Below are 24767 nucleotides of genomic sequence, written 5' to 3'. Positions count from 1 at the left end.
CGCCCACCCCCATACGCTGCCGCCCACCCCCGTACGCTGCCGCCCGCCCACCGCTGCCCGCCTGCCCGCCCACCCCGTCGAGCCGGGCACATTTCGCGTAGCCCTACGGAAATTCTGCCCGGCTACGCGAAATGTGCCCGGCTCGGCATCCGGCTCGGCGCGCGGCCCCGCAGGTTCCGGCCTCAGACGCCCATCAGACGCCCACCTGGGGGCACAGCCCGGCCTCGAGCAGCGCGCACTCACCGCAACGGGGCGCGCGGGCCGAGCACACCCGGCGCCCGTGCTCGATGAGCCGGTGGCAGCCGTCGGTCCAGCGCCAGGGCTCCCACAGGGCGGCGATGTCCTTCTCCACGCGCACCGGGTCCTTCGACGTCGTCCACCCCAGGCGGCGCGAGAGCCGCCCGACGTGGGTGTCCACGGTGATGGCGGGCTCCCCGAAGGCGTTGCCGAGGACGACGTTGGCCGTCTTGCGCCCCACCCCGGGCAGGGAGACGAGCTCCTCGCGACTGCGCGGGACCTCGCCGCCGAAGCGCTCGGTGAGGGCCTGGCCGATGCCCAGCAGGTGACCGGCCTTGGCCCGCTGGAAACCAAGGGGCCTCAGGATCGCCTCGAGGTCCTCGCGCCGGGCGGCCCCCAGGACGCCGGCGTCGGGGTATCGCTCGAAGAGCTCGGGCGTGACGGTGTTGACACGGGCGTCGGTGATCTGGGCGGACAGGACGGTGGCGATGAGCAGCTGGAAGGGGCCGTCGTGGTCCAGGGCGCAGGCGGCGTCGGGATAGAGGGCGATGAGCTCGTCGTCGACGGCGCCCGCTCGCCAGGCCGGTCCCGGAACCGCCGATACCTCGGGGACCTCGGGGACCCCAGCGCCCGCGTCGGCGGTTGCCGCCGAGATCTCACTACGTGCCGACCTGCGCACCTCGTCCTCCTTCCGCGTTCTCGTCAGTGTCACCACCAGCGCCACCCGCGCCTCGCCCATCGTCGTGTCAACAGCCCTATCAGGCCTGAACCATGCGGACGCCATTGCAGTCGATCCCGCCGCCCGCCCGCAACCGCACATGGCTCGAGGGTGTCGCAGGACGCACCCGATTTTGCTCACTACCCTTTGACCTGCAACACACGAAGGCTACAATGCTCGACGGCGTGCCACAGGTCACAAGCCGTGGCAGGATAGACCCGAGGGCTCCCGCATGCGGGATGCCAGCCCCCTAACCACCAGGAGGATCTCCGTGGAAGACAGCATTATCTCCAGGATCCCGCTCTTCGAGGGCCTGAGCCCGGATGAGCAGGAGGAACTGCGCGCCATGATGACGCAGACGACTCTGCGCCGTGGCGAGACCCTCTTCAACGAGGGCGACTCAGGCGACCGCCTCTACATTCTCCTCTCCGGAAAGGTGAAGCTCGGCCACGCCAGCGCCGACGGCCGCGAGAACCTGCTCGCGGTGCTCGGTCCCGGCGAGATCGTCGGCGAGCTGACCCTGTTCGACCCGGGCCCGCGCTCCACCACCGCCACCGCCGTGGCCCCCACCGAGCTCCTGACGCTGGACCACAACCAGCTCATGACCTTCGTGGAGTCCCACCCGCAGCTGGCCAAGGACATGCTGCGCGCCCTGGCCCAGCGCCTGCGCCGCACCAACACCGCACTGGCCGACCTCGTCTTCTCCGACGTGCCCGGCCGCGTGGCCAAGGCCCTGCTGGACCTGGCCGACCGCTTCGGCTCGCCCACCGACGACGGCGTCCACGTCCCCCACGACCTCACCCAGGAGGAGCTCGCCCAGCTGGTGGGCGCCTCGCGCGAGACGGTCAACAAGTCGCTGGCAGAGTTCGTCTCCCGCGGCTGGATCCGCCTGGAGGGCCGGGCGGTCACGCTGCTCGACGTCGACCGCCTGCGCCGTCGCGCCCGCTGAGGGCCCGTTTCGGGTCACGAGCCCTCCCGGGCGGCGCACCTGAGCGCCAGGCGCCGAGGCGTCCCGACGCTCCCGCACACCACCGAAGACGCCGCGTCCGCGGTCCGTACTCACGGACCGCGGACGCGGCGCGCTCGTGGCGTTACTGGTGCTGTCGGCGCCCTCGCCGGCGGGCCTCAGGGCCGGGGGCGCTTGAGGTAGGCGATGAGATTCTCCGTGCCGGACGGGCCGGGCACGACCTGAACGAGCTCCCAGCCGTCAGCGCCCCACTGGTCGAGGATCTGCTTGGTGGCGTGGGTGATGAGGGGGACGGTGACGTACTCCCAGGCGGTCGGGGCGCCGGAGACGTGGTCGGATGATGCAGTCATGGGCCTCAGCCTAGAGCCCGCTGCGAGGCGTCGGAAGCCCGGTCGCGTCCGGTCACGGGCCGGCTCAGGAGGCGCAGCGCACCCGGGCCAGGATGCGGGGGGCGCGGCGGGCGTGAATCTCGGCGACGAGCTCGTCGTCCTCGCGCTGGAGCCACAGCCCCCAGTCGTCGACCTCGGGGAAGCGCCGCAGCAGCGCCCGCCTCTCCCGCTCGGTCAGCCCTCCCCAGACACCGAAGCTGGACTCGGAGTTGAGAGCCTCGGCCAGACACTCCATGCGAACCGGACACGCGAAGCACAGCGATCTGGCGTCGCGCTGCTCAGCTCCCTTGCCGAAGAGCTGGTCGGGCTCGACAGTTGCACACGCCGCCCTGGCCGCCCAGGTCTGGTCGTCTTGAGTCATGCTCACTCCCGATTCATTCAACGGCCGACGCCGTTGTCGGTCACGTCACAGCCGTTACCGTATGGCAACCGGGCGCCGCACACCAAATCCCATTTCTGTGGTCCGAGCGGCTTCGGCGACGCAGACCTCCGCAAGACCGGCGCCCACCACGGCATTCAAGGGGAGTTCTCTGAGAGCGAGCCAATTTCCGGGCGTCGGACTCATCGGGATCTCACCTTTCGCACGGTTGGGAAATCCAGTTCTCACGGGCGCAGGGCCACCTGCGGGCCGAGAGCCCGATCGACGAACCGTGACCCCGTCGTGATCCACCCCTGAAGATTTCTTAAGAATTCCCTGAGCGTGGAGCGCCGTCTCGCCATGTGGTCGAGCCGTACCGCTTGCGACCCCCTCGCCGACGACCGCCGACGACGCCCGGTCACCCCAAACCCCTTGTCCGGAGGGCCACCGAAGGGCACCGGGGCAGTCTCCTAGGGTCTTCTCAGGCCGAGGGGGGTCTACGCCACTGCATCCTTCGAGCGATTCCACGTAGGCTGGCGCCATGGCGAACTCCTCTGCGCGCGGACGCTCTCTGACACCTCCCCAGGTCGTCTCGATGCTCGTGGTCTTTCTGGCACTGTCGGGCGTCGGCGGGGTCCTGTCAGCAGGCTTCGCCACTCCCTTCGTGGGCGTCACGGCGGCCCTGACCAAGGCCTCCGCCGAGCTCTTCGAGGAGCTCCCCAGCGACTTCAACGTCCAGCAGCCCAGCCAGATCTCGACCCTCCTGGCGTCCGACGGCAGCGAGATCGCTCAGTTCTACGCGGAGAACCGCATCGTGGTGCCCCTGAGCGAGATCTCGGTCAACATGCAGAACGCGATCGTCGCCGTGGAGGACCAGCGCTTCTACCAGCACCAGGGGGTCGACCCCACCGGCATGGTGCGCGCCCTGGTCTCCAACAACTCGGGCGGTTCGCGCCAGGGCGCCTCGACCCTGACGCAGCAGTACGTGCGCAACACGCTCATCGAGACCGGTCTGAAGAACGACGACCACAAGATCATCAAGGACGCCACCGAGAGCACCGTGGCCCGCAAGCTGCGGGAGATGAAGTTCGCGCTCAGCCTGGAGCAGAAGTACTCCAAGCAGCAGATCCTCGAGGGCTACCTCAACATCGCCGCCTTCAGCCCGTCCACCTACGGGGTCGAGGCCTCCTCGCTGCACTACTTCAATAAGCACGCCAAGGACCTGACGGTGGCCGAGGCCGCCCTGCTGGCCGGAACGACCAACGCCCCCAGTGCCTATGACCCCGAGTCCCAGCCGGAGCTGGCCAAGAGCCGTAGGGACTGGGTTCTGTCCAAGATGCTGGAGGAGAAGTTCATTACCCAGGAGCAGTACGACGAGGCCGTCAGCTCCGAGATCCAGCTCAATGTTCAGGAGGCGCCTGCCGGCTGCGGCGCCGCGGGCAGTTACGCCTACTTCTGCACCTACGTGGTCAACGAGATCCTCGGCTCGGAGAACTTCGGGCCCGACGTCGCCTCTCGCCGCCAGCTCCTGACGCGCGGAGGACTGAAGATCACCACCACTCTGGACCTCCAGCGGCAGAACGCCGCCGACGGCGTCATTCAGTCCAAGACCCCGATCGGGGACTCGGACGGGGCCAACTCCACCATCGTCTCGATCGAGCCCGGTACGGGAAAGATCCGAGCCCTGGCTCAGAACACCACCTATGAGGACTCCCAGCTCGTCTTCGCGGCGGACGCCAAGCACGGTGGAGTCGAGCTCCCCGACGGAAACGTCGGCTTCCAGCCCGGCTCGACGTTCAAGGCGCTCATCCTGGCCGAATGGCTCAAGACAGGCCACTCGGCCGCTCAAACGGTCAACGCGTCCGCGCCGAGAACCTACCCGCCCAACACGTTCAACATTCCTTGCGCCCCCGAGCTCGCTGCCGGCTCCTGGACCGTCAACAACGTGGCCGGCACCAACGCCGGCGTCATGAGTGTCAGGGACGCCACGAAGCAGTCCATCAACGTGGGCTTCACTGAGATGCTCAAGCAGCTGGACGTCTGCGACGTCACGCAGTTCGCCTCCTCCATCGGCGTCACCAAGGCGGACGGGAGCCAGCTGGATCCCGACCCCTCGCTGGCCCTGGGTGCCAAGCCGGTGCCGCCGCTCAGCATGGCCAACGCCTACGCGACCTTCGCCTCCGGCGGTAAGTACTGCAAGCCCATCGCCATCGACTCGATCCTGGACGCCAGTGGCACCTCGATGGCGGTTCCCAGCGCCGACTGCACCCAGGCCATGGACCAGAACGTCGCCGATCAGACGGCGATCACGCTCCAAGCCACGTCGGAGTCCGGCGGTACCGCCAAGGACGCCGGATTCGGGAGGGCGATCGCGGGTAAGACCGGAACCACGGACGAGGCCGAGAACGCCTGGTTCGTGGGCTTCACCCCGCAGCTGTCCACCGCCGTCTGGATCGGTGACGCCCAGGAGAGCAACAAGAGCCTCGCGGGCAGGACTATCGGGGGGCGCTACTACGCGAGAATGTACGGCAGCGACCTGGCCGTGCCGATGTGGCGCGACTACATGTCCCAGGCCCTGGCGAGCGACCCGGTCCTGCCCATCCCCTCCCACCAGTGAGTGCCGGCCTCCCGGCACGGATGCACAACTGAACAGAAGAGGACCTGACTCTCCATGACGCCCTCCCCTGCCGGCCGCGCGGCCCTGTCCGTCGTCGGCGCCACCGCCGCCCTGGGGGCGGCCACGCTGGCCTACAGCCTCATCGAGGCCCGCTGCCCCGTCCTGCGGCGCATCGACGTGCCGGTTCTGGCCGCCGATGAGGAGCCCCTCACGGTGCTGCACCTGTCCGACCTGCACCTGACCGACCGCACCGAGGCGAGGGTCGAGTGGGTGCGGCGTCTGGCGGACGTGCAGCCCGACGTCGTCGTCAACACCGGGGACAACCTGTCCCTGTCCTCCGGACTGGAGCCGCTGCGGCGGGCCCTGGAACCGCTGACGGGTCTGCCCGGCGCCTTCGTCATGGGCGACCATGACTACCGCACGACCGTGTTCCGCCTGCCGACGCGCTACCTGCACCGAGACCCGCGCAAGGCCTCCAGCCGTGTCCGTGACGAGGACATCGAGGCCCTGCCCTGGGAGGAGGTCCGCGACCTGCAGGCGGCCGGCGGCTGGGTGGACCTGACCAACCGGCGCGGCGCACTGACCGTGCGTGGGCGGCGCATCGAGTTGGTCGGCGTCGACGACCCGCACGCCAACCGCGATGTCTTCCCCATCCCCCGGGCCGCCGCCGACACATCCGGGTCGGCGGGGTCGGCGCTCTCCCTGCCGGCGATCCGCGACCGCGAGGGCCGGGCCCTGCGGCTGGGGCTCACGCACGCCCCCTACCGGCGGGTCCTGGAGGCGATGTCGGCCGACGACGTCGACCTGGTCCTGGCCGGGCACACGCACGGCGGGCAGCTGTGCGTACCCGGGGTGGGGGCGCTGGTGACCAACTGCGACCTGGACCCGGGGCGTGCCTCGGGGCTGTCGCAGTGGCCGGGTCGCCTCGGGGACCCGCGGGCGGCGGACCACATGTACCTGCACGTCTCGGCCGGGCTCGGCACGAGCCCCTTCACACCCGTGCGCCTGGCCTGCCGGCCCGAGGCCACGCTGCTGAGGCTGCTGCCGGCGCAGTAACGACTGACTGACGGCCGGCTGACAGCGCGCGCCACCAACTTCGACCAAAACTTCATAGATGACGCGGAGCCGTGTCGTCTATGAAGTTTTTGTTGATCTGGTGGGCTCAGTGGGCCGGCGGCGGGCCCTCAGTGCCGGCCGTCAGTGGCGCCAGCGGGCGAAGCCGCCCTCGGAGCTGATGACCTGCCCGGTGATCCAACGGGCCTCGTCGGTCAGCAGCCAGGTGATGAGCCGGGCGGCGTCGTCGGGCTCGCCCCAGCGGCCCTGGGGGAACATGGCGGCCGTCGCCTCGCGGTCCGCCTCGGTGACGTAGCCGGTGTCGACGGGACCGGGGTTGACCGTGTTGACGGTGATGCCGGCGTCGATGAGCTCGTCGGCGATGGTCAGGGTGACACCCGCGACGGCGGCCTTGGCGGCGGCGTAGGCGATCTCCCCGGGCAGAGGGCCCAGCCCCTGACCGGAGGTGAGGAAGACGATGGCGCCGTGCCGACGACGCCCGGTCTCCTGCGGGGTGGGCGAGGCGAAGCCCTCCTGGGCGGCGAAGGCCTGGGCCAGAAGGATGGAGGCGCGGGCGTCGACGGCCCAGTGGGCGTCCAGGACGGCCTCGGTCATCTCGCCGAGCGGGCCGTCCGGGCTGCTCATGGCCTGGTTGCACACGAGGGCGTCGAGGTGACCGGCGGCGGTTGCGGCCTGCTCGACGACGCGCGCGGGCTCCCCGGGGGCGGCCAGGTCGGCGGGGATGTCAATGAGTCGGGCCGGGCCGACCAGGTGGGTGCGGATGGAGGCCATGACGGCCTCGACGTCGTCGGCGCCCCAGGGCTGGGAGACGTCGTGCGGACGGTAGTGGTGGGCGACGATGCTCGCCCCGTAGTCGGCGGCGCGGCAGGCGATGGCGTGACCGATGCCGATGCGGCGGCTGACGCCGGTGACCAGGACCATGCGGCCCGCCAGGGGCAGCGGGTCGCGGCCGGCGGGGAGGGCGTCACTGAGGACGTCCCCGTCGGGGCGAGGCGAGTGCTGAGCGTCGGTGGTCATACCGGCGAGTGTAGAGGTGGCTCACTCACGGGGACGTTCCATTCCGGGCGGGGACATTCTGCGCGTGCGGCGACCTTTTCCTGCGGGCGGGGCCACTCCACGCGTACGGATGCAGGATTCCTGTCCCCGGCCGTGCGAGATGTCCCCGGCCACAAGAAAAGGGCCCCAACGGCGTCGAATGCCGCCAACCGCGCAGAGGGGCCGGCGACCGGCCGGGTCAATCCTCAGTGCGCTCGAGCTCGCGCGCGAAGGCCTCGTGGTTGGCCTGAGAGGACAGGACGAAGCGGATGAGCTCGAGGCGACCGACGGCGTCGGACTCGGTGAGGGAACGCTGCTCGACGGCACGGGCCCGGGCCACGGCGATCTCGGCGACCTGCGCGATCGACCAGCCGTAGACGCCGGCGGAGACGGCCGGCAGGGCGATGCTGGCGCAGCTGAGGTCGATGGCGAGGTCCAGACAGCTGTCGAAGCAGGCGCGCAGCAGGGCGGGGTCGTCCTCGCCGGCGTGACGGTTGGGGCCGACGGTGTGGATGACCCGGGCGGCGGGCAGGTCGAATCCAGGGGTGGCCACGGCGCGGCCGACCGGCAGCCCATCGGGCAGCTCCGTGTCGCGCAGCTGCTGGCAGGCCTCGAGTAGGCGGGGGCCGGCGGCGCGGTGGATGGCGCCGTCGACTCCCCCGCCGCCCAGGAGGGTGCTGTTGGCGGCGTTGACGATGGCGTCGACCTTTTCGGCGGTGATGTCTCCGACGACGGCCTCGATGCGCATGACGGCTCCTCTGCTCTGCTCGGGCCGGCCTCTTCGGCGTCCTGGAGTCCGCCCCGGGGTTCCTCGGGCCGGAGATGCGGAGGCGAGCCGGGACTCGACGGCGACCGGACCGGTCACGACCAGCCTGTCACAGACGCCGTCGGATACCAACCGGGCTCGGGCTCCGGAAGGCGCCGAGCACTGACGTGACGGATGACTCAGCACCTCCGATTTCCTCCCCGCGGTGGGGGGAGGCTATGCTGTCGCCTGCTGCACACGGGGTGTGGCGCAGTTTGGTAGCGCGCTTCGTTCGGGACGAAGAGGTCGTGGGTTCAAATCCCGCCACCCCGACCATTAACTCAACACTCAAACCCACGTCATGGACGTCCCATGGCGTGGGTTTTTGCTTCATCGCTCGCTTTCCTGCGAGTCACACCATCATCGGGAGGCTATCGACGACTGCGCTTTCCGTCGGGGACGTACCTTTCTCGCAGACGACTGGGGGCAGACCTCAGTAACCTGCGGGAAAGCGCAGTCCTCGCCTCAAAGGTACGTCCTCGATCGACCCACGCTGCACCGCCCCGGGCTCAGCACGCCCGGCGCTCGGCAAGGTGCGCCCTTCGACGAGCCGACGACGGATTACCTCGCCACATCTCTCGAAGCCCGGCGGCAAGAGCCCTACGCTGAGTAGGAGTCACCAGGACAAGGAGTCATGGCGCATGTCGGACCCCACCGCTGCGCTCGACGAGCTGCGTCGTCGGGTTGAGGAGCAGTCCCAGCAGATCGAAGAGCTCCAGGACGCCCTCCACACGCTGGCGATCGCCGTACAGTACCGGACGGAGGAGCCATACCTGGCGTTTCTGGCGAAGCATGGCATCGCCGGACGGCGACGGATCGCATTGGCGATGGCGATCGCCGGTGTGCTCTCCCGGGCGCAGGGCGACGTGCGCCCGCTTGCCCCGGCCGCCCGCGACGAGATCCTTCCGGACTTCCCCGCACTGGCCGAGGCCTGCTCGCCGAAGCAGATCGACTGGGAGGAGGCCGTCCGGATCGTCGGCGAGGTTCTGGGCAGCAAACGCCTCGGCCGGCAGGCCCTGGAGGCGCACCGCACCCGGGGCCTGGGACTCGAAGCCCACCGGACACTCACCGATTCATCCCTCATCGTCGCCACCCAGAAGTGTGCCGGCAGCACCAGCGGCTACTTCTTCTGCTTGGTGGCGATGATCGAGAAGGTTCCGCCTCGCTTACTTTCAGCATCCAGTGTCAGAGTCTGGGACTTGTTGTCCCATTTCACCGGTACACTGAAATTGTCCACGGTATCAAAAGCCCACTCGAACGAGGTGGGGAACTTGTCGGTGTCGACAGTCTCAGGGACGCCGCTTGCGATACTGGCATCTTCCTCCTCACTGCCGGCATGGAAGAACACTTTGCCGGAGCCAGAACCGTCAACCCCTGTCTCCAGTATCTTCAGATCGGTGCCGGACAAGCTCCATGTGCCGGCAGTCGACTCCTGACTGTCCTTATGATTATAAAGATCGGTTTTGAAGGACCACTTCCCATTCTCCTCGATCGTGACCTTCGGGTTCTCCCAGCCGGTCACCCTGCTCTTCACTTCAGTGAACTTCAGGTCCCAGGTACCCGCAGCGAACTTCTTGAAGGCCAAGGTGGAGCCGGAGCAGCCGGTCAGGGGCGCGATCACGGCGCCGACGGCCGCAATGGACAGATACTTGACCGTCTCGCGACGACCAAGAGCACGGGAGAGGAACTGAATCTGCTGACGCACAGGGATCTCCATCATCGTATGGATGCCCTCCCGTCACTCAAGAGCCACGGGAGGGCGGGAAAGACATCGGGGACCCCAGCAACATAACCACTCGAAAATTTCTTCGAGCCACACAGAGCCGAACGTGCCCGCCATCACGACGTCATACATCCTGGACTATTCTTATTCCCCACCTTTCCCACACCGCCCAATGCCACTATCAGCAAAAATTCAGCATATATTCGACTATCTATAACTATGGTCACCGTCCCCGTCTCACATGCTGAGCACCGGCCGAGCCGCTGCGGATCCGCCCACCCCTGAGACTCGGCCGCTCAGTCACCGCACAGTCGCACACATGCCACCCACAGCCGCACCGGCTAGGCTTCCTCCCGAACAATCGACCGGCGGAAAGGACGAGTGAGCGTGATCAGGTCCCGGCGCGATACCGCCTCGTCCCCCTCATCCCCCCGCCCCCCGCTGCGCCTGAAGTATGTCGAGGCCGTCCTGTGCGTCTGCTTCGCCCTGACCTTCATCGTCTGGACCCGCCTGGCCGTCCCCGGCCCCCTCACCCGGAGCGCCGACCCGCGCTCCCCGAGCGACCCGCTCGGCCTCGACGCTCTCCTCCCCACCCCGGACACCCAGCCCCGCTCAGCCGCCGGCCAGCTCGCCGAGGCCTTCGCGACCCTCACCCACCCCCTCATCGTCCTCGCTGTCATCGCGGCCTGGGTGGTCTACGCCTACACCGCCCGCATGCGCCGTCTGAGCGTCTCGCTGGCCATCGCCGCCGCCGGCATCCCCACCCAGTTCCTCATCGCCCTGCACCTGGCCCGCCCCGCCCCGGGCGCGGCCTTCGCCGACTCGATCGCCGCCTTCACCCACGCCTACCCCAACGCGCACGTCACCGCCATGACCCTGGCCTCCTGGGTCCTGGTAACCCTCGCACGCGCCCACCACCGCAGCGCCATGGTCGCCACCGGCACTGTCCTGGGCTACACCGCCGTCGCCGTGACCGCCGTCGGCCAGTGGTACATGGGGCTGGCCACGCTCAGCGACCTCATCGGCGGCTTCCTCCTGGGCGCCGCTTTCGCGAACCTGGCCCTGTGGGTCGGCGGCATCGACGCGATCCTCACCAGCTGGGTCAACAGCCGCCTGTCGCGCGCCAGCAGCGAGAAGCGCGCCGCCATCATCTACAACCCCACCAAGTTCGACGATCTCTCGCTCCTGCGCCGTCGCGTCACCGCCGAGGTGCACGCCACCGGCTGGCGCCCCACCGTCTGGCTGGAGACCACCCCCGACGACCCCGGCCGCTCCATGGCCCGCCGCGCCCTGGACGCCGGCGTCGACCTGGTCATGGTGGCCGGCGGCGACGGCACCGTGCGAGCCGTCTCCTCCGAGCTCGCGGGCACCGAGATGCCCATGGCCCTCATCCCCGCAGGCACCGGCAACCTCCTGGCCCGCAACCTGTCCATCCCCCTGGACACCGACGCCGCCATCCGCCTGGCCCTGCGCGGCCGCCTGCAGTCCATCGACATGGTCACCTGCACCTTCGACGACGGCGAGGAGCGCTTCGTCGTCATGGCCGGCATGGGCCTGGACGCCCAGATCATGGAGTCCACCGACTCGGGTCTGAAGAGGGTCATCCGCTCTGGCGCCTACGCGGTGGCCGCCGTCCAGAACGCGGTCCCCGACCCCTTCACCGCCACCATCACGCTCGACGACGCACCCCCCGGGCGCCGCGAGATGGTCATGGCGCTCATGGGCAACGTCGGCACCATCACCGCCGGCATGACGCTCTTCCCCCGGGCCACCCCCACCGACGGCATGGTCGACCTGCTCCTGGCCAGCCCCGGCAAGGTCGTGGACTGGGCCCGCCTGGGCGCACAGATCCTCACCGGCCAGGAGATGGAGGGCTTCACCCTCACCCGGGCCAGGAGGGTCCTCATCGAGGCCGACCGTCCCGTCCCCTTCGAGCTCGACGGCGACACGGCCGGATCCACCCGCACCCTGCGGGCCGAGGTCGACCAGGGCGCCCTGCACGTCGTCGTCCCCCAGTGAGCCGGCGGGCCGTCCCGGACCGCGGCCCGGCCGGGCCCGCACAGGCCCATACGGACTCACACGGACTCACACGGACTCACTCAGGACCCATGCACCCGCTCAGGACCCGCACGCCGCAACGAGCAGCCCCGCGGACGTCCCCTTCCTCCACATCTTTCACGTGAGCATCGTGATGCATCCGTGATCGCACTCCTGCTTTAGACTGCGCACAGCCGATACCTATACGGTCACCCACGCCTCGACGCACCCCGGTGCCGTCTTCTTGAGCCAGCAGGAGTTCCATGCGTTCTCGACTCACGGTCGCCCTCGGCCGCGCAGCGCGCCTGGCCGCCCGCGTGCGCGGCGGCGGCACAGGCGGTACCGCCTTCCCCGGCCTGGTCATGGAGCGCACCGATCCCGGATTCCTGGAGCGCACCCTCAGCCGCCTGCCCCGCGGCGTCATCGTCGTGTCGGGAACCAACGGCAAGACCACCACCACCAAGATGGTCGTCCAGCTCCTGCGCGAGCAGGGGCTCAAGGTCTTCACCAACCGGACCGGCTCGAACTTCGTGCGCGGCGTGCTCGCCTCCCTGCTCACCGAGGTCGACGCCGCCGGCAACCTGGACGCCGACATCGCGGTCCTCGAGCTCGACGAGGCCCACGCCGTGCACTTCGTGGCCCGCGTCCGTCCGCGCACCTGCCTCCTGCTCAACGTCATGCGCGACCAGCTCGACCGCTTCGGCGAGATCGACTACACCGCCTCCCTCCTGCACTCCGTGGCCCGGGCCACCAGCGACGTCGTCGTCCTCAACGGAGACGACCCGCGCCTGGCCGCCCCCGCCTTCCTCAAGGGCGTCACCGCCCGCGTCGTCTCCTTCGGCTCAGGCGAGGACCTGTGCTCCCTGTTCCTATCCGACGACGACCTGCGCACCGGCCAGGCCGCCCCCCGGGCACGCCACGACGACGGCGAGACGCCCGGCCCGCGCGTCACCCTGGAGACCATCAACGGCCAGCGCGCCACCGTGCGCGTCGACGGCGTCGACCACGAGGTCGACTTCGCCATCCCCGGCGTCCACAACCTCCTCAACGCCTGCGCCGCCCTCGGAGTGGTCCTGGAGGTCCTGGGCGAGGACGCCGACCTGCCCGGGCTGCTGACCACCCTGGGCAACGTGCAGGCCGCCTTCGGCCGCGGCGAGGTCCTCACCCTGGACGGTCGCCCGGTCCAGCTCTCCCTGGTCAAGAACCCGGCCGGCTTCCGCATGGGGCTGCTCTCGGCGGCCTCCCAGGCGCAGGCCGGCGAGGTCGTCGTCGTGGCCATCAACGACGAGTACGCCGACGGCCGGGACATGTCCTGGCTGTGGGACGTCGAGTTCGCGGCCCTACGGGCCGGCGGGGTCGCCGTCGTCACCGGGGTGCGGGCCTGGGACATGGCGCTGCGGCTGCGCTACGACGACGTCGAGGTCGCCGACGTCGAGCCCGATCTGCGCAAGGCCGTGGCCCTCATGCGCCGGGCGGCCGCCGACGCCGACCGCCCCATGCGGATCTTCACCACCTACACCGCCATGCTGGCCCTGCGCTCGATCCTGGGCGAGATGACAGACGTTGAGGAGGTCATGTCATGACCGCGCGCTACGAGCACACCACTGACGGTCCCGCCCGGGGCCGCCTGCGCCTGCTCCAGCTCTACCCGCGGGACATGAACATCTACGGGGACTGGGGCAACACGCTCGTGCTGGCCCGGCGCGCCCAGTGGCAGGGCTACGACGTCGAGCTCCTCTCCTACGACCCGGGTGATGAGCTGCCCCGCGACGTCGACGTCCTCGTGGGCGGCGGCGGCCAGGACTCCGGCCAGGACCGCATCAAGGAGGACCTGACCGGAGTCGGTCCAACGCTCAAGGCGTGGGCGGCCGACGGCGTCCCCATGCTGGCGATCTGCGGCCTCTACCAGCTCTTCGGGCACGGCTTCACCACCGCCAAGGGCAACGAGATCCCCGGCATCGGCCTCATGGACGCCCATACGGTCGCCGGCGACACCCGCCTCATCGGCAACATCACTCTGGACACCCACGACTTCGGGGCGGTGGTCGGCTACGAGAACCACTCCGGCCTGACCACCCTGGGGCCGGGCGCGCGCCCCTTCGGCACGGTGCGCGTGGGCGACGGCAACAACGGCAAGGACTCCACCGAGGGCGGACGCGTCCACCACGTCATCGGCACCTACCTGCACGGCTCCCTGCTTCCCAAGAACCCGGCCGTGGCCGACTGGCTGCTGGCCCGCGCCGTCGAGCACTCCGGCGCCGCCTGGGAGCCCGAGCCCCTCGACGACGCCTGGGCCGAGCGCGCCCGCACCGTGGCCATGTCCCGGCCCCGCTGAGGGCCCCGGCCGCTTCCGCCCAGCACATACGGCGTCGCCGGACAGAGCCCCGGCGACGCCGCTTTCGCGTTCTCGGGCAGCCTCCTGTCGATTCAGAATTAAGACAAGGGCGCCCTTCTGTTTTGACGCCGAGTCCCAGCACCGTGGGTCACCTATCTGATTTTAGTTAAATCCAGTCCCCTATTTAATATGACCCGAAACGGGTCTCACAAAAGACCATCCAGAGCCTCGATCCTTTTTCTCTCATTTTTACGGCACCAGGAGAGTCGACCCCGCTCGCCCTTACTCACACCAGGAGAGGCACCGAGGCGCCCATCAGCGAGAACACCCCACCTCAGCGAGAGCGCCCACCACCAGCCGGAGGACCAGATTTTTCACGAACAACAGCCCCGGTCAGCCACAAGGACGGCCACTTTCAGCCTTGAGCGCCGCATTCCGCCGGCACGTGCCACCGCAGGTTCTTTCACGCATTCTTCAGGTCGACTCCCTGCGGGATAGAGAAGCATCGCCTTACACTCCCATCGACGAAGACACCCTTCATGTCGATCTGAGGACACCATGGCTTTTGCTGTTCCACGACACCGCGCTCCCGCCGGCACCGCCCACCTTCCCGAGCCGGGAGCGGCTACCTTCGCACTGTCGGACCTCAGCCCCGGGACCAACGGACGCATCACCCGCCTGCTCGACGACGGCGTCGGCGGCGTCCTCATCAAGCGCCTGCGCAACCTGGGCTTCGTCCCCGGCAGGATCGCCACGCCGCTGCGCCGCGCCCCGATGGGAGACCCGGTGGTCTACCGCGTCTCCGACTACGAGCTGTGCCTGCGCCGCCATGAGGCCCGGCTCGTCGAGGTCACCACCGTTGAGGTCGAGGACCGCATCATCCTTCAGCCCAGGCCCGCCGGCAGGCACGTGGCCGCGGACCCCGCCCAGACAGCAGGAGAGACGCTGTGAGCACCCACGACACCATGCAGCACACCACCGGCCGGCCGCACCAGGGACAGCACCAGGGCGACCACCACGGCGACCACCACCATGAGGGCGCCGACTGCCACTGCGGATCGGGCAGCTCCAGGACGCTGGTGGCCGGGTCACGACGCATCGCCCTGGCCGGGGCCCCCAACGCCGGCAAGACCTCCATCTACAACGCCCTGACCGGCCTGCACGCCAAGACCGGCAACTACCCCGGCGTCACCGTCCAGCGGTCGATGGGAACCTGCAAGATCGGCGACACCGCCCTGACGATCGAGGACCTGCCCGGGGCCTACTCCCTGGACCCGATCAGCCCCGACGAGGAGATCGTCCACGACGTCCTCACCGGCACCTCGACCACGGTCAGCGCCCCGGACGCCCTGGTCATCGTCGTCGACGCCACCACCTTGCAGCGCGGCATGAACTTCATCGCCGAGGCCCTGGCCCTGGACCTGCCCACGTGCCTGGTGGTCACCATGACCGACGAGCTCAGCCGCCGCACGGGCCGGCTCAACGTGGCGGCCCTCGGCCAGGCCCTGGGGATCCCGGCCGTGCGTGTCATCGGGCACCGCGGCATCGGCATGCCCGACCTGCGCGCCCAGCTCGCCCAGGTCGCCACCTGGCAGCGCACCCCGCTGCCGCCGCCCACCGACCCCGACGAGATCACCTCCTGGGCCGACTCGGTGCTCGCCGCCGCCGACTACCAGGCGCCCCAGAGCGACCAGATCACCTCGGCGATCGACAGGGTCCTGCTGCGCCCCATCCCCGGAACCATCGTGTTCTTCACGATCATGTTCCTCTTCTTCCAGGCGATCTTCACCTGGGCCGAGCCCTTCAAGGGAGCCATCGAGGACGGCTTCGGGGCGCTGGGGACGATGGTGCACGGCTGGCTGGACGAGTCCCACCCGCTCATCGCCGGGCTCCTGGGCGACGGCCTCATCGGGGGCGTGGGCGCGGTGCTCACCTTCATCCCTCAGATCGTCATCATGTTCCTCATCATCTCCGTCCTGGAGGGCGTGGGGTACATGTCCCGGGCGGCCTTCCTCATGGACAAGGTCATGAGCATCGCCGGGCTGGAGGGGCGGGCCTTCGTGGCCCTCCTGTCCTCGCTGGCCTGTGCGATCCCCGGCATCATGGCCACCCGCACGCTGCCGTCGACCAAGGACCGGGTGGCCACGATGCTGGCCGCCCCGCTCATGACCTGCTCGGCGCGCCTGCCCGTCTACGTCATCATGATCTCGCTGACGGTCGACGGCGGCGCCAGGATCGGCCCCTTCGGGGCGCGCGGCGTCGTCATGTTCGCCCTCTACCTGCTGGGGGCCGTCTCCGCGATGGCGGCCGCCTGGGTGGTCAAGCAGCTCACCGACCGCGGCAACATCCTGCTGCCCTTCTACATGGAGATGCCGCCCTACCGCATGCCCCGTGTGCGCACGATCCTCATCATGGTGTGGGACGCCTGCAAGGGCTTTTTGAAGAAGGCCGGCACGATCATCACCCTGACCACCGTCATCCTGTGGGTGCTGCTCAACGTCCCCATGCGCTCGGACGCCCAGTTCGAGGCCTTCTGCGCCGCCGACGCCGAGTGCGCGGCCGTCTCCGCGGCCGTGGAGGATCCGTCGTCGTCCACGGTCAAGGGCGACGACGGGCAGATCGTCACCGACGCCGAGGAGCTGGACAAGCTGCTGGAGGCCCAGAAGACCTCCTACACGATGGATCACTCGTGGGCGGCCACGGTCGGCAAGGCCGTGCAGCCGGTCTTCGAGCCGCTGGGCTTCGACTGGCGCATCAACGTGGCCACCCTGTCCTCGCTGGCGGCGCGTGAGACCTTCGTGGCCACCCTCGGCCAGATCGCCGCCGCCGAGGACCCCGAGCAGCCCAGCGCCCACCTGGCCACCATGACCTACCAGCAGGACACCCTGACCAACAAGGCGGGCGACCAGCTGTTCAACCCGGCCACCGTCGTCGCGATCCTCGTGTTCTTCGTCTACGCCCTCCAGTGCATGGCGACGGCGGGGGCGATGCGCCGCGAGACCGGCTCCTGGAAGTGGCCGGTCATCGCCTTCACCTACATGTTCGCCACCGCCTGGGTCATGGCGGCGATCACCCACGCGCTCGTCGCCGCCTTCCTGTGAGAGTGAGACGATGAGCAGACGGATGACAGGACACTCAGGAGAGGTGAGGCGGCCGTGCCCGTCGTTCCCACGCACCCGGTGACCACACCGGATCCCGACGTGCTGAGGTGGGTCGTCCCCGACGGCCTGCTGCCCTTCACCGGGGAGGTGGCCCACGCCCCGGCGCTGCTCCAGGCACTCATCGACGACGGCACCCTGGGCTCCGTGCGGGTCGACGACGGCGCGGTGCTCACCCTCCTGAGCCCCGGCCACAGCTGGCGAGCGGAGGGGGCCCGGGTGCGCAGCGCGCTGGTGGACGCCCTGGGCGCCCCGGAGGCCTGGGAAGGGAGCGCCACCGCCCACGCATCCGGGCCCGACGACGCCCTGGAGGCGGCCGCCCGACAGATCGCCGGCGGCTCACTGGGGTCCTTCGTCAACAGCCACGGAGGCTCACTCGTGGTGCGCTCGGTGCGCGACGGCGTCGTCGAGGTGGCCATGGAGGGGGCCTGCGACGAGTGTCCGGCCGCCGAGATCACGATGCACGCGCGCTTCGAGCACCTACTGCGGCGTCGCTGCCCCTGGCTGGTCGAGGTCCGCCGCATCGAGAGGTAGCCGCGCCGGCCCCTCCCCATCACCGAGCCGGGCCTTCCCCTCGTTCGCCAACCCGCCTCTCCATCACTCCCCATCATCGAGCCGGTCATCTTTCGCGTAGCCCTACCGTTTTTCCGTAGGGCTACGCGAAAGATGACCGGCTCGGTGTGTTAATCTGCCGATAGAAAAGCCTTACCTCAGACTGAGGCGGTCGATGCGCGCCGCCCGCGTCGAGACGACGCCGAGGAAAGGCAGAGGGCACAGGCACAAGGACTCTGAGAAGCTCCGAGCACACCCAAGGACAACATGACGACTGCAGTCTCATCCCACAGCACGTCGGCCCCCACCGGCACCACAGGCACCCCGCCCGACACCCCGCCTCCGGCGCAGCGATCCCTGTCCGACCTGCGCCTGGGCACCGCCGGCCGCGTCGTCGGCCTCCTGGAGGACGCGGCCAGCGGCCCGATCATCAGGCGGCTGAGCAACCTGGGCTTCGTTCCCGGCCGGATCGTGACGCCACTGCGCCGCGCACCGCTGGGCGACCCGGTGGTCTACCGCGTCGCCGACTACGAGCTGTGCCTGCGCCACCACGAGGCCCGCATCGTCCGGGTCGAGGCCGTTGCCGAGGCCGACGACGCCGTCGAGCTCGTGACTGAGTCCGTCACTGGGTCCGTCACCGGGACCGAGACGGAGACAGGCGAGGCGACCGTCCTCACCAGGCCGGTCGCCGGGCCCGATGGGAAGGAGCTGCGCCGATGAGCGACCACTGCTCCACGCACGACGTCCCCGGCGCCCCGGACTGCCACTGCGGCTCGGGCAGCTCCAAGACGCTGGTGGCCGGGGCCCGACGCATCGCGCTGGCCGGCGCCCCGAATGCCGGCAAGACCTCCATCTACAACGCCCTGACCGGTCTGCGCGCCAAGACCGGCAACTACCCCGGCGTCACCGTCACGCGCTCGTTGGGAACCTGCCGGATCGGTGAGACCGACCTGACGATCGAGGACCTGCCCGGGGCCTACTCGCTGGACCCGATCAGCCCCGACGAGCAGGTGGTGCGCGATGTCCTCACCGACTCCTCTCAGGCCGTCTCCGTCCCCGACGCCCTGGTGGTCGTCGTCGACGCCACGACGCTGCGGCGGGGGATGAACTTCGTGGCCGAGGCCCTGGCCCTGGACCTGCCCACGTGCCTGGTGGTCACCATGACCGATGAGCTCACGCGCCGCGCCGGACGCCTGGACGTGGCGGCGCTGGGCGATGCCCTGGGGATCCCGGCCGTGCGGGTGGTCGGCAACCGCGGGATCGGCCTGCCCGAGCTGCGCGAGCGGCTCACCGAGGTGGCCACCTGGCAGCGCCCGCCGCTTCCACCGCCGAGCGCGCCCGGCGAGGTCGCCTCCTGGGCGGACTCGGTGCTCGCCGCCGCCGACTACGAGGCGCCCCAACAGGACCGCGTCACGGCCGCCGTCGACCGGGTGCTGCTCCATCCGGTCCTGGGGTCCCTGGTGTTCTTCGCCATCATGTACGTCTTCTTCCAGGCGATCTTCACCTGGGCCGCGCCGCTCCAGGACGCCGTCGAGGGAGGATTCAGCGCCCTGGGGCAGCTGGTGCACGGCTGGCTGGACGAGTCCCACCCGCTCATCGCCGGGCTCCTGGGCGACGGCCTCATCGGGGGCGTCGGCGCGGTGCTCACCTTCATCCCCCAGATCATCATCATGTTCCTCATCATCGCCTTCCTCGAGGGCGTGGGGTACATGTCCCGAGCCGCCTTCCTCATGGACAAGATCATGAGCCGGGCCGGGCTGGAGGGGCGGGCCTTCGTGGCCCTCCTGTCCTCCTTCGCCTGCGCGATCCCCGGCATCATGGCCACCCGCACACTGCCCAGCGCGAAGGACCGGGTGGCCACGATGCTGGCCGCCCCGCTCATGACCTGCTCGGCGCGCCTGCCCGTCTACGTCCTGCTCACCTCCCTCATGGTGCCCGGGGACGCGAAGATCGGGCCCCTGGGGGCGCGCGGCACCGTCATGTTCGCCCTCTACCTGCTGGGGGCCGTCTCCGCGATGCTGGCGGCCTGGGTGGTCAAGCGCCTCACCGACCGCGGCGGGGTGCTCCTGCCCTTCTACATGGAGATGCCGCCCTACCGGCTGCCGCGGCCGCGCGCCGTCGGGCTCATGGTGTGGGACGCCTGCAAGGGCTTCATGAAGAAGGCCGGGACCGTCATCACCCTGACCACGCTCATCCTGTGGGTGCTGCTCAACATGCCGATGCGCTCCGAGGAGCAGTTCAACGCCTACTGCGCCGCCGACGCCGAGTGCGCGGCCGTCTCGGCAGCGGTGGAGGACCCGTCGTCGTCCACGGTCAAGGGCGACGACGGACAGATCGTCACCGACGCCGAGGAGCTGGACAAGGCCCTGGAGGCCCAGAAGACCTCCTACACGATGGACCACTCCTGGGGTGCGACGATCGGCAAGACGGTCCAGCCGGTCTTCGAGCCACTGGGCTTCGACTGGCGCATCAACGTCGCGGTGCTCTCCTCGCTGGCGGCGCGCGAGACCTTCGTGGCCACCCTCGGCCAGATCGCCGCCGCCGAGGACCCCGAGCAGCCCAGCGCCCACCTGGCGAGTATGACCTACCAGCACGACACCCTGACCAACAAGGCCGGGGAGCAGCTGTTCAACCCGGCCACGATCGCGGCCATCCTCGTGTTCTTCGTCTACGCCCTCCAGTGCATGTCGACGGCGGCCGCGATGCGCCGTGAGACCGGCACCTGGAAGTGGCCGGTCATCGCCTACAGCTACATGTTCGTCACCGCCTGGGTGATGGCCGCGCTCACGCGGTTCATCGTCGCCATGCTCGTGTGAGGCAGGCGGAGCCACCTATTTCGACAAAATCTTCATATGCGACGCGGAGCCGTGTTGCGTATGAAGATTTTGTTGATGTGCGTGTGCGCGGGCCAGCATCCGGCGACCGCCGGCTGCCTCTGCGAAAGCCGATCGTCTAGGCTTACGGCATGGCGACTCCTGAGTTCATCGTCTCCCTGCGGCAGAAGATCGGGCACGACATGCTGTGGCTGCCCAGGGTGAGCATCGTCGTCGTCGACGAGGCCGGGCGGATCCTGCTGGGACGGCGGGCCGACAACGGGCGGTGGGCGGTGGTCTCCGGCATCCCCGAGCCCGGTGAGCAGCCGGCGGTGGCGATCCGGCGCGAGTGCCTGGAGGAGACCGGCGTGGACGTGGAGGTGCTGGCGCTCACGAGCGTGACCGCGGGCGAGCCCTTCGCCTTCCCCAACGGGGACAACTGCGTCTTCATGGATATCAACTTCGTGGGGCGGGCGCGGCCCGGCAGCGCGGCCCGGGCCCACGTGGCCGACGACGAGTCCACGCACGTGGGCTGGTTCGAGCCGGACGCGTTGCCCGCGCCGCTGCTGGGCTCGACGCCCGGGCGCATCGAGGCGGCGCTGGCCTGGCTGGCCGACCCGGCCTCGGGCGCGCGCTTCCACCCCGCGGTCTGACGCTGCCGCCCTTCCTCCGCGCACAGCCGGGGACATTCCACTCGGCCGGGTGCATCCCCATCCCAGCCGGGGACATCCTGCGCGTGCGGGGACGGGATTTCTGTCCCCGTAGGCGTCGAGTGTCCCCGGCCGGGGCGTCGGTGGGACGACAAGGCAGCGGTGAGGGGGCGACCTCAGAGGACAGCGGTCAGGACTCGGGCACCTCAATGCCGACGCGCCGGAAGCCGTCGGCCTGCTCGCTGTGCGGGTCGAGGGGCCTGGCGGCGGTGAGGACGACGCGCACGCCCTCGGGGGTGGTGACCTCGACCTCGGAGGAGTTCCACGGGGTGATGCGCGGGCCGGTGACGCTGCCCGGTCGACGCTGCTCGCAGGCCGCGGCGATCTCGTCGATCTGGGACAGGACGCAGGAGAAGCTGACGCTCATCGTGGGGCCGTCAGCCGGCGTGGGCTCCTGCGGGGCCGGTACCAGGAGGACGTCCTGGAAGGCCCAGCGGCGCAGGTGCACGAGCCGGCCGGGAATGGTGAACAGGATGAAGAAGCCGAGCGCCTCCGTCCAGAAGTCGACCGAGGCGTCCAGGTCGGATGTTGGGACGGTGACGAACATCGGCATGCCGTAGATGCCGCGGAAGGGCTCAGGTGGCTGGGCGTCCTCACCGGGGGCGGGGACGGGGCTCATCTCGAATGCGTTGAAGGTGCTCATGCGGATGAGCCTTGTCCCTCACGCTACGTCAGGGTCAAGGCCGGCCCGAATCGCAGTTCCGTCTCATCGCCGCCGGCAAGAGACCACGATCCCGGCCAGAGTGTCGGTACCCGTTGGCATGATGGGTGACGCCTCCCTTCGGCACCTTCTCCCGGAACACCCGTTGTCCTTGCCGGGGAGGAAGGAGCCGGGAAGGAGGTGAGGGCCGTGTCCAAGCCGAGAGGTCGGCACGTCAGAGTCCCCAAGGGCAAGGTAACGGCCCGGAAGGTGAGCGAAGTCTTGACCGCTGTCGCTCGCCTTGTCCGGGCCGTCGGTGTCCTTGTGGATGCCCTCAGCAAGTGGATCGGCTGAGCCGGCCCCTTGCGAGGGGAGTCATCCGGATAGCAGCCGGATGGCTCCCCACCATTATGGCGGAGTGGCGACGAGCATGTCCACATCGCGCCCTCTCGCTCACCGCCGATACGATCCCGGTGGGACTCAGAAGATTGCGGTGAGCCTCCCGGACGAGCAGGTCATCTCGATTCGCCGTGCCGTTCAGCAGGGGCGAGCACCTTCGGTGTCGGGATTCATCAGCGCAGCGGTCGCGCGCGCCCAGCAGGAGGACGGCCTGGCGCAGCTGCTGGACGAGCTCGACCGCGAGCTCGGCCCCGTCAGCGACTCCGACCTGGCATGGGCGGACAAGGAGCTGGGCCTGGCATGACCGCCGCCGGCAGAGGAACCGCCAAGGGTCTGACCCTGGACACCGGCGCGCTGCTTGCCCTTGAACGCGGAGACTCCCGAGTTCGCGCCCTCCTTCGGCGGGCTTTAGAGGCCGACCTGCCCCTGAGCGTGCCCGCCGGGGTTGTGGCACAGGCCTGGCGGGGCGGTCCGAGGCAGGCTCGGGTCGCGCGACTGCTGTCTGATCCTCGCGTGCGGGTCATGTCACTCGATGAGATGACGGCAAGGGCTGTCGGCCTGCTGTGCGGACGAACCGGTCATCGGGACGTCGTTGACGTCCACGTCGTCCTCGTGGCTCAGGAACAGGGATACACCGTGGTGACCTCTGATCCGGGAGACCTGAGCACAGTGCATCCAGGCCTCCCCCTGATCGAGGTGTAGGCGACTACCGCAAGCACAGCCGGGGACATCCTGCGCGTACGGGGACCGGAATTCTGTCCCCGACGGCGCCGAACGTCCCCGCCCGGGAGATTATGTCCCCGACGGCGCAGAGTGTCCCCGCCAGCGCGAGCCGCGAGAGAGGTCGGCGAGAGAGGTCAGCGAGAGCCGGTCACTGCGCGGGCGGCTCGACGACGAGCGGAGCCTCACCCGGCGCGCGCACCTCAGCGCGCGGGGTCGGCTCCAGGGCCAGGCTCACGTGCAGCCGCTGCCCCTCCTCGCCAACCGCGTCGTAGGCCAGCCGCGGGTTGTCCAGCTCGGTGACCTCGGTGCGGGCGCGCACGAGCCAGGGGTGCCGGCGCCGCAGCCCGATGAGGTCCTGGTGGAGCCGCAGCATCCAGGCCCCCTGCGGCGCGAGCTCGGACGGCCCAGCCGGCAGGGCGGGCCGAACCTCGTCATCGCCGCCGAGGGTCTCGGTCTTGACCCCGCGGAATGCCTGCTCATCCCCGTAGTAGACGCTGGGCACCCCACCCACGGTCATGAGCAGCACGACGGCGAGCGCGGCCCCACCGGCCCCGACCTTGCTGGCGATGCGGGTGACGTCGTGGTTGCCGACGAAGGTGGCCGGGATGAAGCGCTCCAGCAGCTCGTTGTGGCGCTTGAGGCACCAGTCGAGCTCGTAGAAGTTGACGTCGGCCAGTGAGCTCCAGGTGGCCTTCCACAGCTCGTACTGGGTGACGGTGTCCACCGTGGAGGCCTCGACGAACCCGGGATAGTCGCCGTGGATGACCTCACCCATGAACCAGGCGTCGGGGTGGCGCTCGCGCACGGCCGGCAGGACGCTCGCCCAGAAGGCGGGGGCGACGGCGTAGGCGGCGTCCAGACGCCAGGCGCTCGCACCGCGGTCGAGCCAGTGGCTCAGGACCCGCACGGCCAGGTCACGGACCTCGGCGGAGTCGTGGTTGAGGGCGGCCAGGGACTCGTGCCCCTCGAAGGTGGCGTAGCCGGGTCCGGCCCCACCGCCCTCCCCGCCGGCGGCGTCGTCGAAGCGGAAGAGAGCCCGCTCCTCTCCCCCGGCGCGGGCGGCCCGAAAGAGAGGATGCTCGGTACCGACGTGCCCGAGGACGCCGTCGAGCATGAGGGCCAGGCCGCGCGCGCGGCAGGCCTCGGCGAGACGGTCGAAGGCGGCGTCGTCACCCAGGCGGGGGTCGATGCGCAGGTGATCGGTGGTGTCGTAGCCGTGGGTGGATGAGGCGAAGATCGGGCCGAGCGACAGCCCGTTGGCACCGAGCTCGACGGCGTAGTCGAGCCAGGGCTCAAGGCGGTCCAGGCGCGGGGCGGCGCCGGCCTCGGCCAGCGGCGTGCCCGGCCGGGGGCGGATGGGGGCGCCGGTGGCGCCGAGAGGGTAGACCTGCCACCAGATGGCGTGATCGATCCAGGCGGGCGTTGCAGGACGACTTATTCCAGGTACCTCACTAGTCATGTCTCCAAGGATCCTCCG

23 protein-coding genes and 1 tRNA gene are annotated in these 24767 nt (G+C 69.6%); 15 read left to right on the top strand and 9 right to left on the bottom strand.

Annotated features, from left to right (window positions below; all coding sequences use genetic code 11):
* Window positions 1–193: 193 nt before the first annotated feature.
* Entirely contained in the window at window positions 194–976 is a 783-nt protein-coding gene (gene nth / locus HCR68_RS01395; protein WP_167145477.1) for an endonuclease III, read from the bottom strand.
* Between the two features lie 250 nt (window positions 977–1226).
* Here nth and HCR68_RS01390 point away from each other — a divergent pair, with 250 nt between their 5' ends.
* Window positions 1227–1904: a Crp/Fnr family transcriptional regulator gene (locus tag HCR68_RS01390; RefSeq protein ID WP_003779318.1), complete on the top strand. Its 678-nt coding sequence runs from the start codon at window positions 1227–1229 to the stop codon at window positions 1902–1904.
* A 176-nt stretch (window positions 1905–2080) separates the two neighbouring features.
* On the opposite strand, the gene HCR68_RS01385 is transcribed toward HCR68_RS01390, so the two are convergent.
* Both HCR68_RS01385 and HCR68_RS01380 read right to left on the bottom strand, forming a co-directional pair.
* Window positions 2081–2272, bottom strand: a complete 192-nt coding sequence (locus HCR68_RS01385; protein WP_167145475.1) for a DUF4177 domain-containing protein — start codon at window positions 2270–2272, stop codon at window positions 2081–2083.
* A gap of 64 nt (window positions 2273–2336) precedes the next feature.
* On the bottom strand, window positions 2337–2672 hold the full coding sequence (locus HCR68_RS01380) for a WhiB family transcriptional regulator (protein ID WP_167145473.1): 336 nt from the start codon (window positions 2670–2672) through the stop codon (window positions 2337–2339).
* 538 nt (window positions 2673–3210) lie between these two features.
* On the opposite strand from HCR68_RS01380, the gene HCR68_RS01375 reads away from it, so the two are divergent.
* Together HCR68_RS01375 and HCR68_RS01370 are read left to right on the top strand one after the other, a co-directional pair.
* Window positions 3211–5286: a transglycosylase domain-containing protein gene (locus tag HCR68_RS01375; protein ID WP_167145471.1), complete on the top strand. Its 2076-nt coding sequence runs from the start codon at window positions 3211–3213 to the stop codon at window positions 5284–5286.
* Window positions 5287–5340: 54 nt separating this feature from the next.
* On the top strand, window positions 5341–6342 hold the full coding sequence (locus HCR68_RS01370; protein WP_167145469.1) for a metallophosphoesterase: 1002 nt from the start codon (window positions 5341–5343) through the stop codon (window positions 6340–6342).
* A gap of 141 nt (window positions 6343–6483) precedes the next feature.
* On the opposite strand, the gene HCR68_RS01365 is transcribed toward HCR68_RS01370, so the two are convergent.
* Both HCR68_RS01365 and HCR68_RS01360 read right to left on the bottom strand, forming a co-directional pair.
* The gene (locus HCR68_RS01365; protein ID WP_167145659.1) at window positions 6484–7281 is read right to left on the bottom strand and encodes an SDR family oxidoreductase; all 798 of its coding nucleotides are present in this window, start codon (window positions 7279–7281) and stop codon (window positions 6484–6486) included.
* Window positions 7282–7594: 313 nt separating this feature from the next.
* Window positions 7595–8143: an O-acetyl-ADP-ribose deacetylase gene (locus tag HCR68_RS01360; protein WP_167145468.1), complete on the bottom strand. Its 549-nt coding sequence runs from the start codon at window positions 8141–8143 to the stop codon at window positions 7595–7597.
* Between the two features lie 256 nt (window positions 8144–8399).
* On the opposite strand from HCR68_RS01360, the gene HCR68_RS01355 reads away from it, so the two are divergent.
* Window positions 8400–8476 (top strand) — tRNA-Pro (locus tag HCR68_RS01355).
* A gap of 356 nt (window positions 8477–8832) precedes the next feature.
* Here the strand turns inward: HCR68_RS01355 and HCR68_RS01350 are convergent.
* Both HCR68_RS01350 and HCR68_RS01345 read right to left on the bottom strand, forming a co-directional pair.
* Window positions 8833–9258: a hypothetical protein gene (locus HCR68_RS01350; protein ID WP_167145466.1), complete on the bottom strand. Its 426-nt coding sequence runs from the start codon at window positions 9256–9258 to the stop codon at window positions 8833–8835.
* A 62-nt stretch (window positions 9259–9320) separates the two neighbouring features.
* Window positions 9321–9905: a hypothetical protein gene (locus HCR68_RS01345; protein ID WP_167145464.1), complete on the bottom strand. Its 585-nt coding sequence runs from the start codon at window positions 9903–9905 to the stop codon at window positions 9321–9323.
* Window positions 9906–10310: 405 nt separating this feature from the next.
* Between HCR68_RS01345 and HCR68_RS01340 the strand changes: the two genes are divergently transcribed.
* From HCR68_RS01340 to HCR68_RS01300, 9 genes are all read left to right on the top strand, one after another.
* Complete coding sequence (locus HCR68_RS01340) at window positions 10311–11942, top strand: diacylglycerol kinase family protein (RefSeq protein WP_167145657.1); 1632 nt, start codon at window positions 10311–10313, stop codon at window positions 11940–11942.
* Window positions 11943–12223: 281 nt separating this feature from the next.
* Window positions 12224–13543: a Mur ligase family protein gene (locus HCR68_RS01335; RefSeq protein WP_167145462.1), complete on the top strand. Its 1320-nt coding sequence runs from the start codon at window positions 12224–12226 to the stop codon at window positions 13541–13543.
* Window positions 13540–14295: a glutamine amidotransferase gene (locus HCR68_RS01330; protein WP_167145460.1), complete on the top strand. Its 756-nt coding sequence runs from the start codon at window positions 13540–13542 to the stop codon at window positions 14293–14295. The genes HCR68_RS01335 and HCR68_RS01330 overlap by 4 nt, the downstream gene beginning before the upstream one ends.
* A 558-nt stretch (window positions 14296–14853) precedes the next feature.
* Window positions 14854–15246 (top strand): FeoA family protein, encoded by a 393-nt coding sequence (locus HCR68_RS01325; RefSeq protein ID WP_167145458.1) that lies wholly within the window; start codon window positions 14854–14856, stop codon window positions 15244–15246.
* Window positions 15243–17396 (top strand): ferrous iron transporter B, encoded by a 2154-nt coding sequence (locus HCR68_RS01320; protein ID WP_167145456.1) that lies wholly within the window; start codon window positions 15243–15245, stop codon window positions 17394–17396. The genes HCR68_RS01325 and HCR68_RS01320 overlap by 4 nt, the downstream gene beginning before the upstream one ends.
* Window positions 17397–17450: 54 nt before the next feature.
* Window positions 17451–17987, top strand: a complete 537-nt coding sequence (locus tag HCR68_RS01315; protein WP_167145454.1) for a NifU family protein — start codon at window positions 17451–17453, stop codon at window positions 17985–17987.
* A gap of 285 nt (window positions 17988–18272) precedes the next feature.
* Window positions 18273–18725: a FeoA family protein gene (locus tag HCR68_RS01310; protein ID WP_167145452.1), complete on the top strand. Its 453-nt coding sequence runs from the start codon at window positions 18273–18275 to the stop codon at window positions 18723–18725.
* Window positions 18722–20821: a ferrous iron transporter B gene (locus HCR68_RS01305; RefSeq protein ID WP_167145450.1), complete on the top strand. Its 2100-nt coding sequence runs from the start codon at window positions 18722–18724 to the stop codon at window positions 20819–20821. Before HCR68_RS01310 ends, HCR68_RS01305 begins: the two co-directional genes overlap by 4 nt.
* 149 nt (window positions 20822–20970) lie before the next feature.
* Window positions 20971–21471 (top strand): NUDIX domain-containing protein, encoded by a 501-nt coding sequence (locus tag HCR68_RS01300; protein WP_167145449.1) that lies wholly within the window; start codon window positions 20971–20973, stop codon window positions 21469–21471.
* Window positions 21472–21658: 187 nt separating this feature from the next.
* Here the strand turns inward: HCR68_RS01300 and HCR68_RS01295 are convergent, their stop codons facing one another.
* A complete protein-coding gene (locus HCR68_RS01295) occupies window positions 21659–22171 on the bottom strand; it encodes a VOC family protein (protein WP_167145447.1) in 513 nt (170 codons plus the stop codon).
* A 490-nt stretch (window positions 22172–22661) separates the two neighbouring features.
* On the opposite strand from HCR68_RS01295, the gene HCR68_RS01290 reads away from it, so the two are divergent.
* Together HCR68_RS01290 and HCR68_RS01285 are read left to right on the top strand one after the other, a co-directional pair.
* Window positions 22662–22871 carry a toxin-antitoxin system antitoxin subunit gene (locus HCR68_RS01290; RefSeq protein ID WP_243858859.1) on the top strand — a complete coding sequence of 70 codons (210 nt, stop codon included), beginning with the start codon at window positions 22662–22664 and terminating at the stop codon, window positions 22869–22871.
* A complete protein-coding gene (locus tag HCR68_RS01285; protein WP_167145442.1) occupies window positions 22868–23269 on the top strand; it encodes a PIN domain-containing protein in 402 nt (133 codons plus the stop codon). Before HCR68_RS01290 ends, HCR68_RS01285 begins: the two co-directional genes overlap by 4 nt.
* Before the next feature lie 169 nt (window positions 23270–23438).
* Here HCR68_RS01285 and HCR68_RS01280 read toward each other — a convergent pair whose 3' ends face one another.
* Window positions 23439–24749 (bottom strand): alpha-amylase family protein, encoded by a 1311-nt coding sequence (locus tag HCR68_RS01280; RefSeq protein ID WP_167145440.1) that lies wholly within the window; start codon window positions 24747–24749, stop codon window positions 23439–23441.
* Between the last annotated feature and the right edge of the window lie 18 nt (window positions 24750–24767).

The sequence above is a fragment of the Actinomyces sp. ZJ308 genome (genome assembly GCF_011752065.1).
Taxonomy (GTDB): domain Bacteria; phylum Actinomycetota; class Actinomycetes; order Actinomycetales; family Actinomycetaceae; genus Actinomyces.
This window is presented reverse-complemented; position numbering and strand designations above follow the sequence as displayed.

What these genes read in the sequence shown, in the direction of transcription:
- HCR68_RS01380 (WP_167145473.1), bottom strand. Translation starts at nt 2,672, where the DNA reads ATGACTCAAGACGACCAGACCTGGGCGGCCAGGGCGGCGTGTGCAACT.
- HCR68_RS01325 (WP_167145458.1), top strand. Translation starts at nt 14,854, where the DNA reads ATGGCTTTTGCTGTTCCACGACACCGCGCTCCCGCCGGCACCGCCCAC.
- HCR68_RS01285 (WP_167145442.1), top strand. Translation starts at nt 22,868, where the DNA reads ATGACCGCCGCCGGCAGAGGAACCGCCAAGGGTCTGACCCTGGACACC.
- HCR68_RS01310 (WP_167145452.1), top strand. Translation starts at nt 18,273, where the DNA reads ATGACGACTGCAGTCTCATCCCACAGCACGTCGGCCCCCACCGGCACC.
- HCR68_RS01330 (WP_167145460.1), top strand. Translation starts at nt 13,540, where the DNA reads ATGACCGCGCGCTACGAGCACACCACTGACGGTCCCGCCCGGGGCCGC.
- HCR68_RS01360 (WP_167145468.1), bottom strand. Translation starts at nt 8,143, where the DNA reads ATGCGCATCGAGGCCGTCGTCGGAGACATCACCGCCGAAAAGGTCGAC.
- HCR68_RS01385 (WP_167145475.1), bottom strand. Translation starts at nt 2,272, where the DNA reads ATGACTGCATCATCCGACCACGTCTCCGGCGCCCCGACCGCCTGGGAG.
- nth (WP_167145477.1), bottom strand. Translation starts at nt 976, where the DNA reads ATGGGCGAGGCGCGGGTGGCGCTGGTGGTGACACTGACGAGAACGCGG.
- HCR68_RS01335 (WP_167145462.1), top strand. Translation starts at nt 12,224, where the DNA reads ATGCGTTCTCGACTCACGGTCGCCCTCGGCCGCGCAGCGCGCCTGGCC.
- HCR68_RS01300 (WP_167145449.1), top strand. Translation starts at nt 20,971, where the DNA reads ATGGCGACTCCTGAGTTCATCGTCTCCCTGCGGCAGAAGATCGGGCAC.
- HCR68_RS01305 (WP_167145450.1), top strand. Translation starts at nt 18,722, where the DNA reads ATGAGCGACCACTGCTCCACGCACGACGTCCCCGGCGCCCCGGACTGC.
- HCR68_RS01295 (WP_167145447.1), bottom strand. Translation starts at nt 22,171, where the DNA reads ATGAGCACCTTCAACGCATTCGAGATGAGCCCCGTCCCCGCCCCCGGT.
- HCR68_RS01280 (WP_167145440.1), bottom strand. Translation starts at nt 24,749, where the DNA reads ATGACTAGTGAGGTACCTGGAATAAGTCGTCCTGCAACGCCCGCCTGG.
- HCR68_RS01365 (WP_167145659.1), bottom strand. Translation starts at nt 7,281, where the DNA reads ATGGTCCTGGTCACCGGCGTCAGCCGCCGCATCGGCATCGGTCACGCC.
- HCR68_RS01370 (WP_167145469.1), top strand. Translation starts at nt 5,341, where the DNA reads ATGACGCCCTCCCCTGCCGGCCGCGCGGCCCTGTCCGTCGTCGGCGCC.
- HCR68_RS01375 (WP_167145471.1), top strand. Translation starts at nt 3,211, where the DNA reads ATGGCGAACTCCTCTGCGCGCGGACGCTCTCTGACACCTCCCCAGGTC.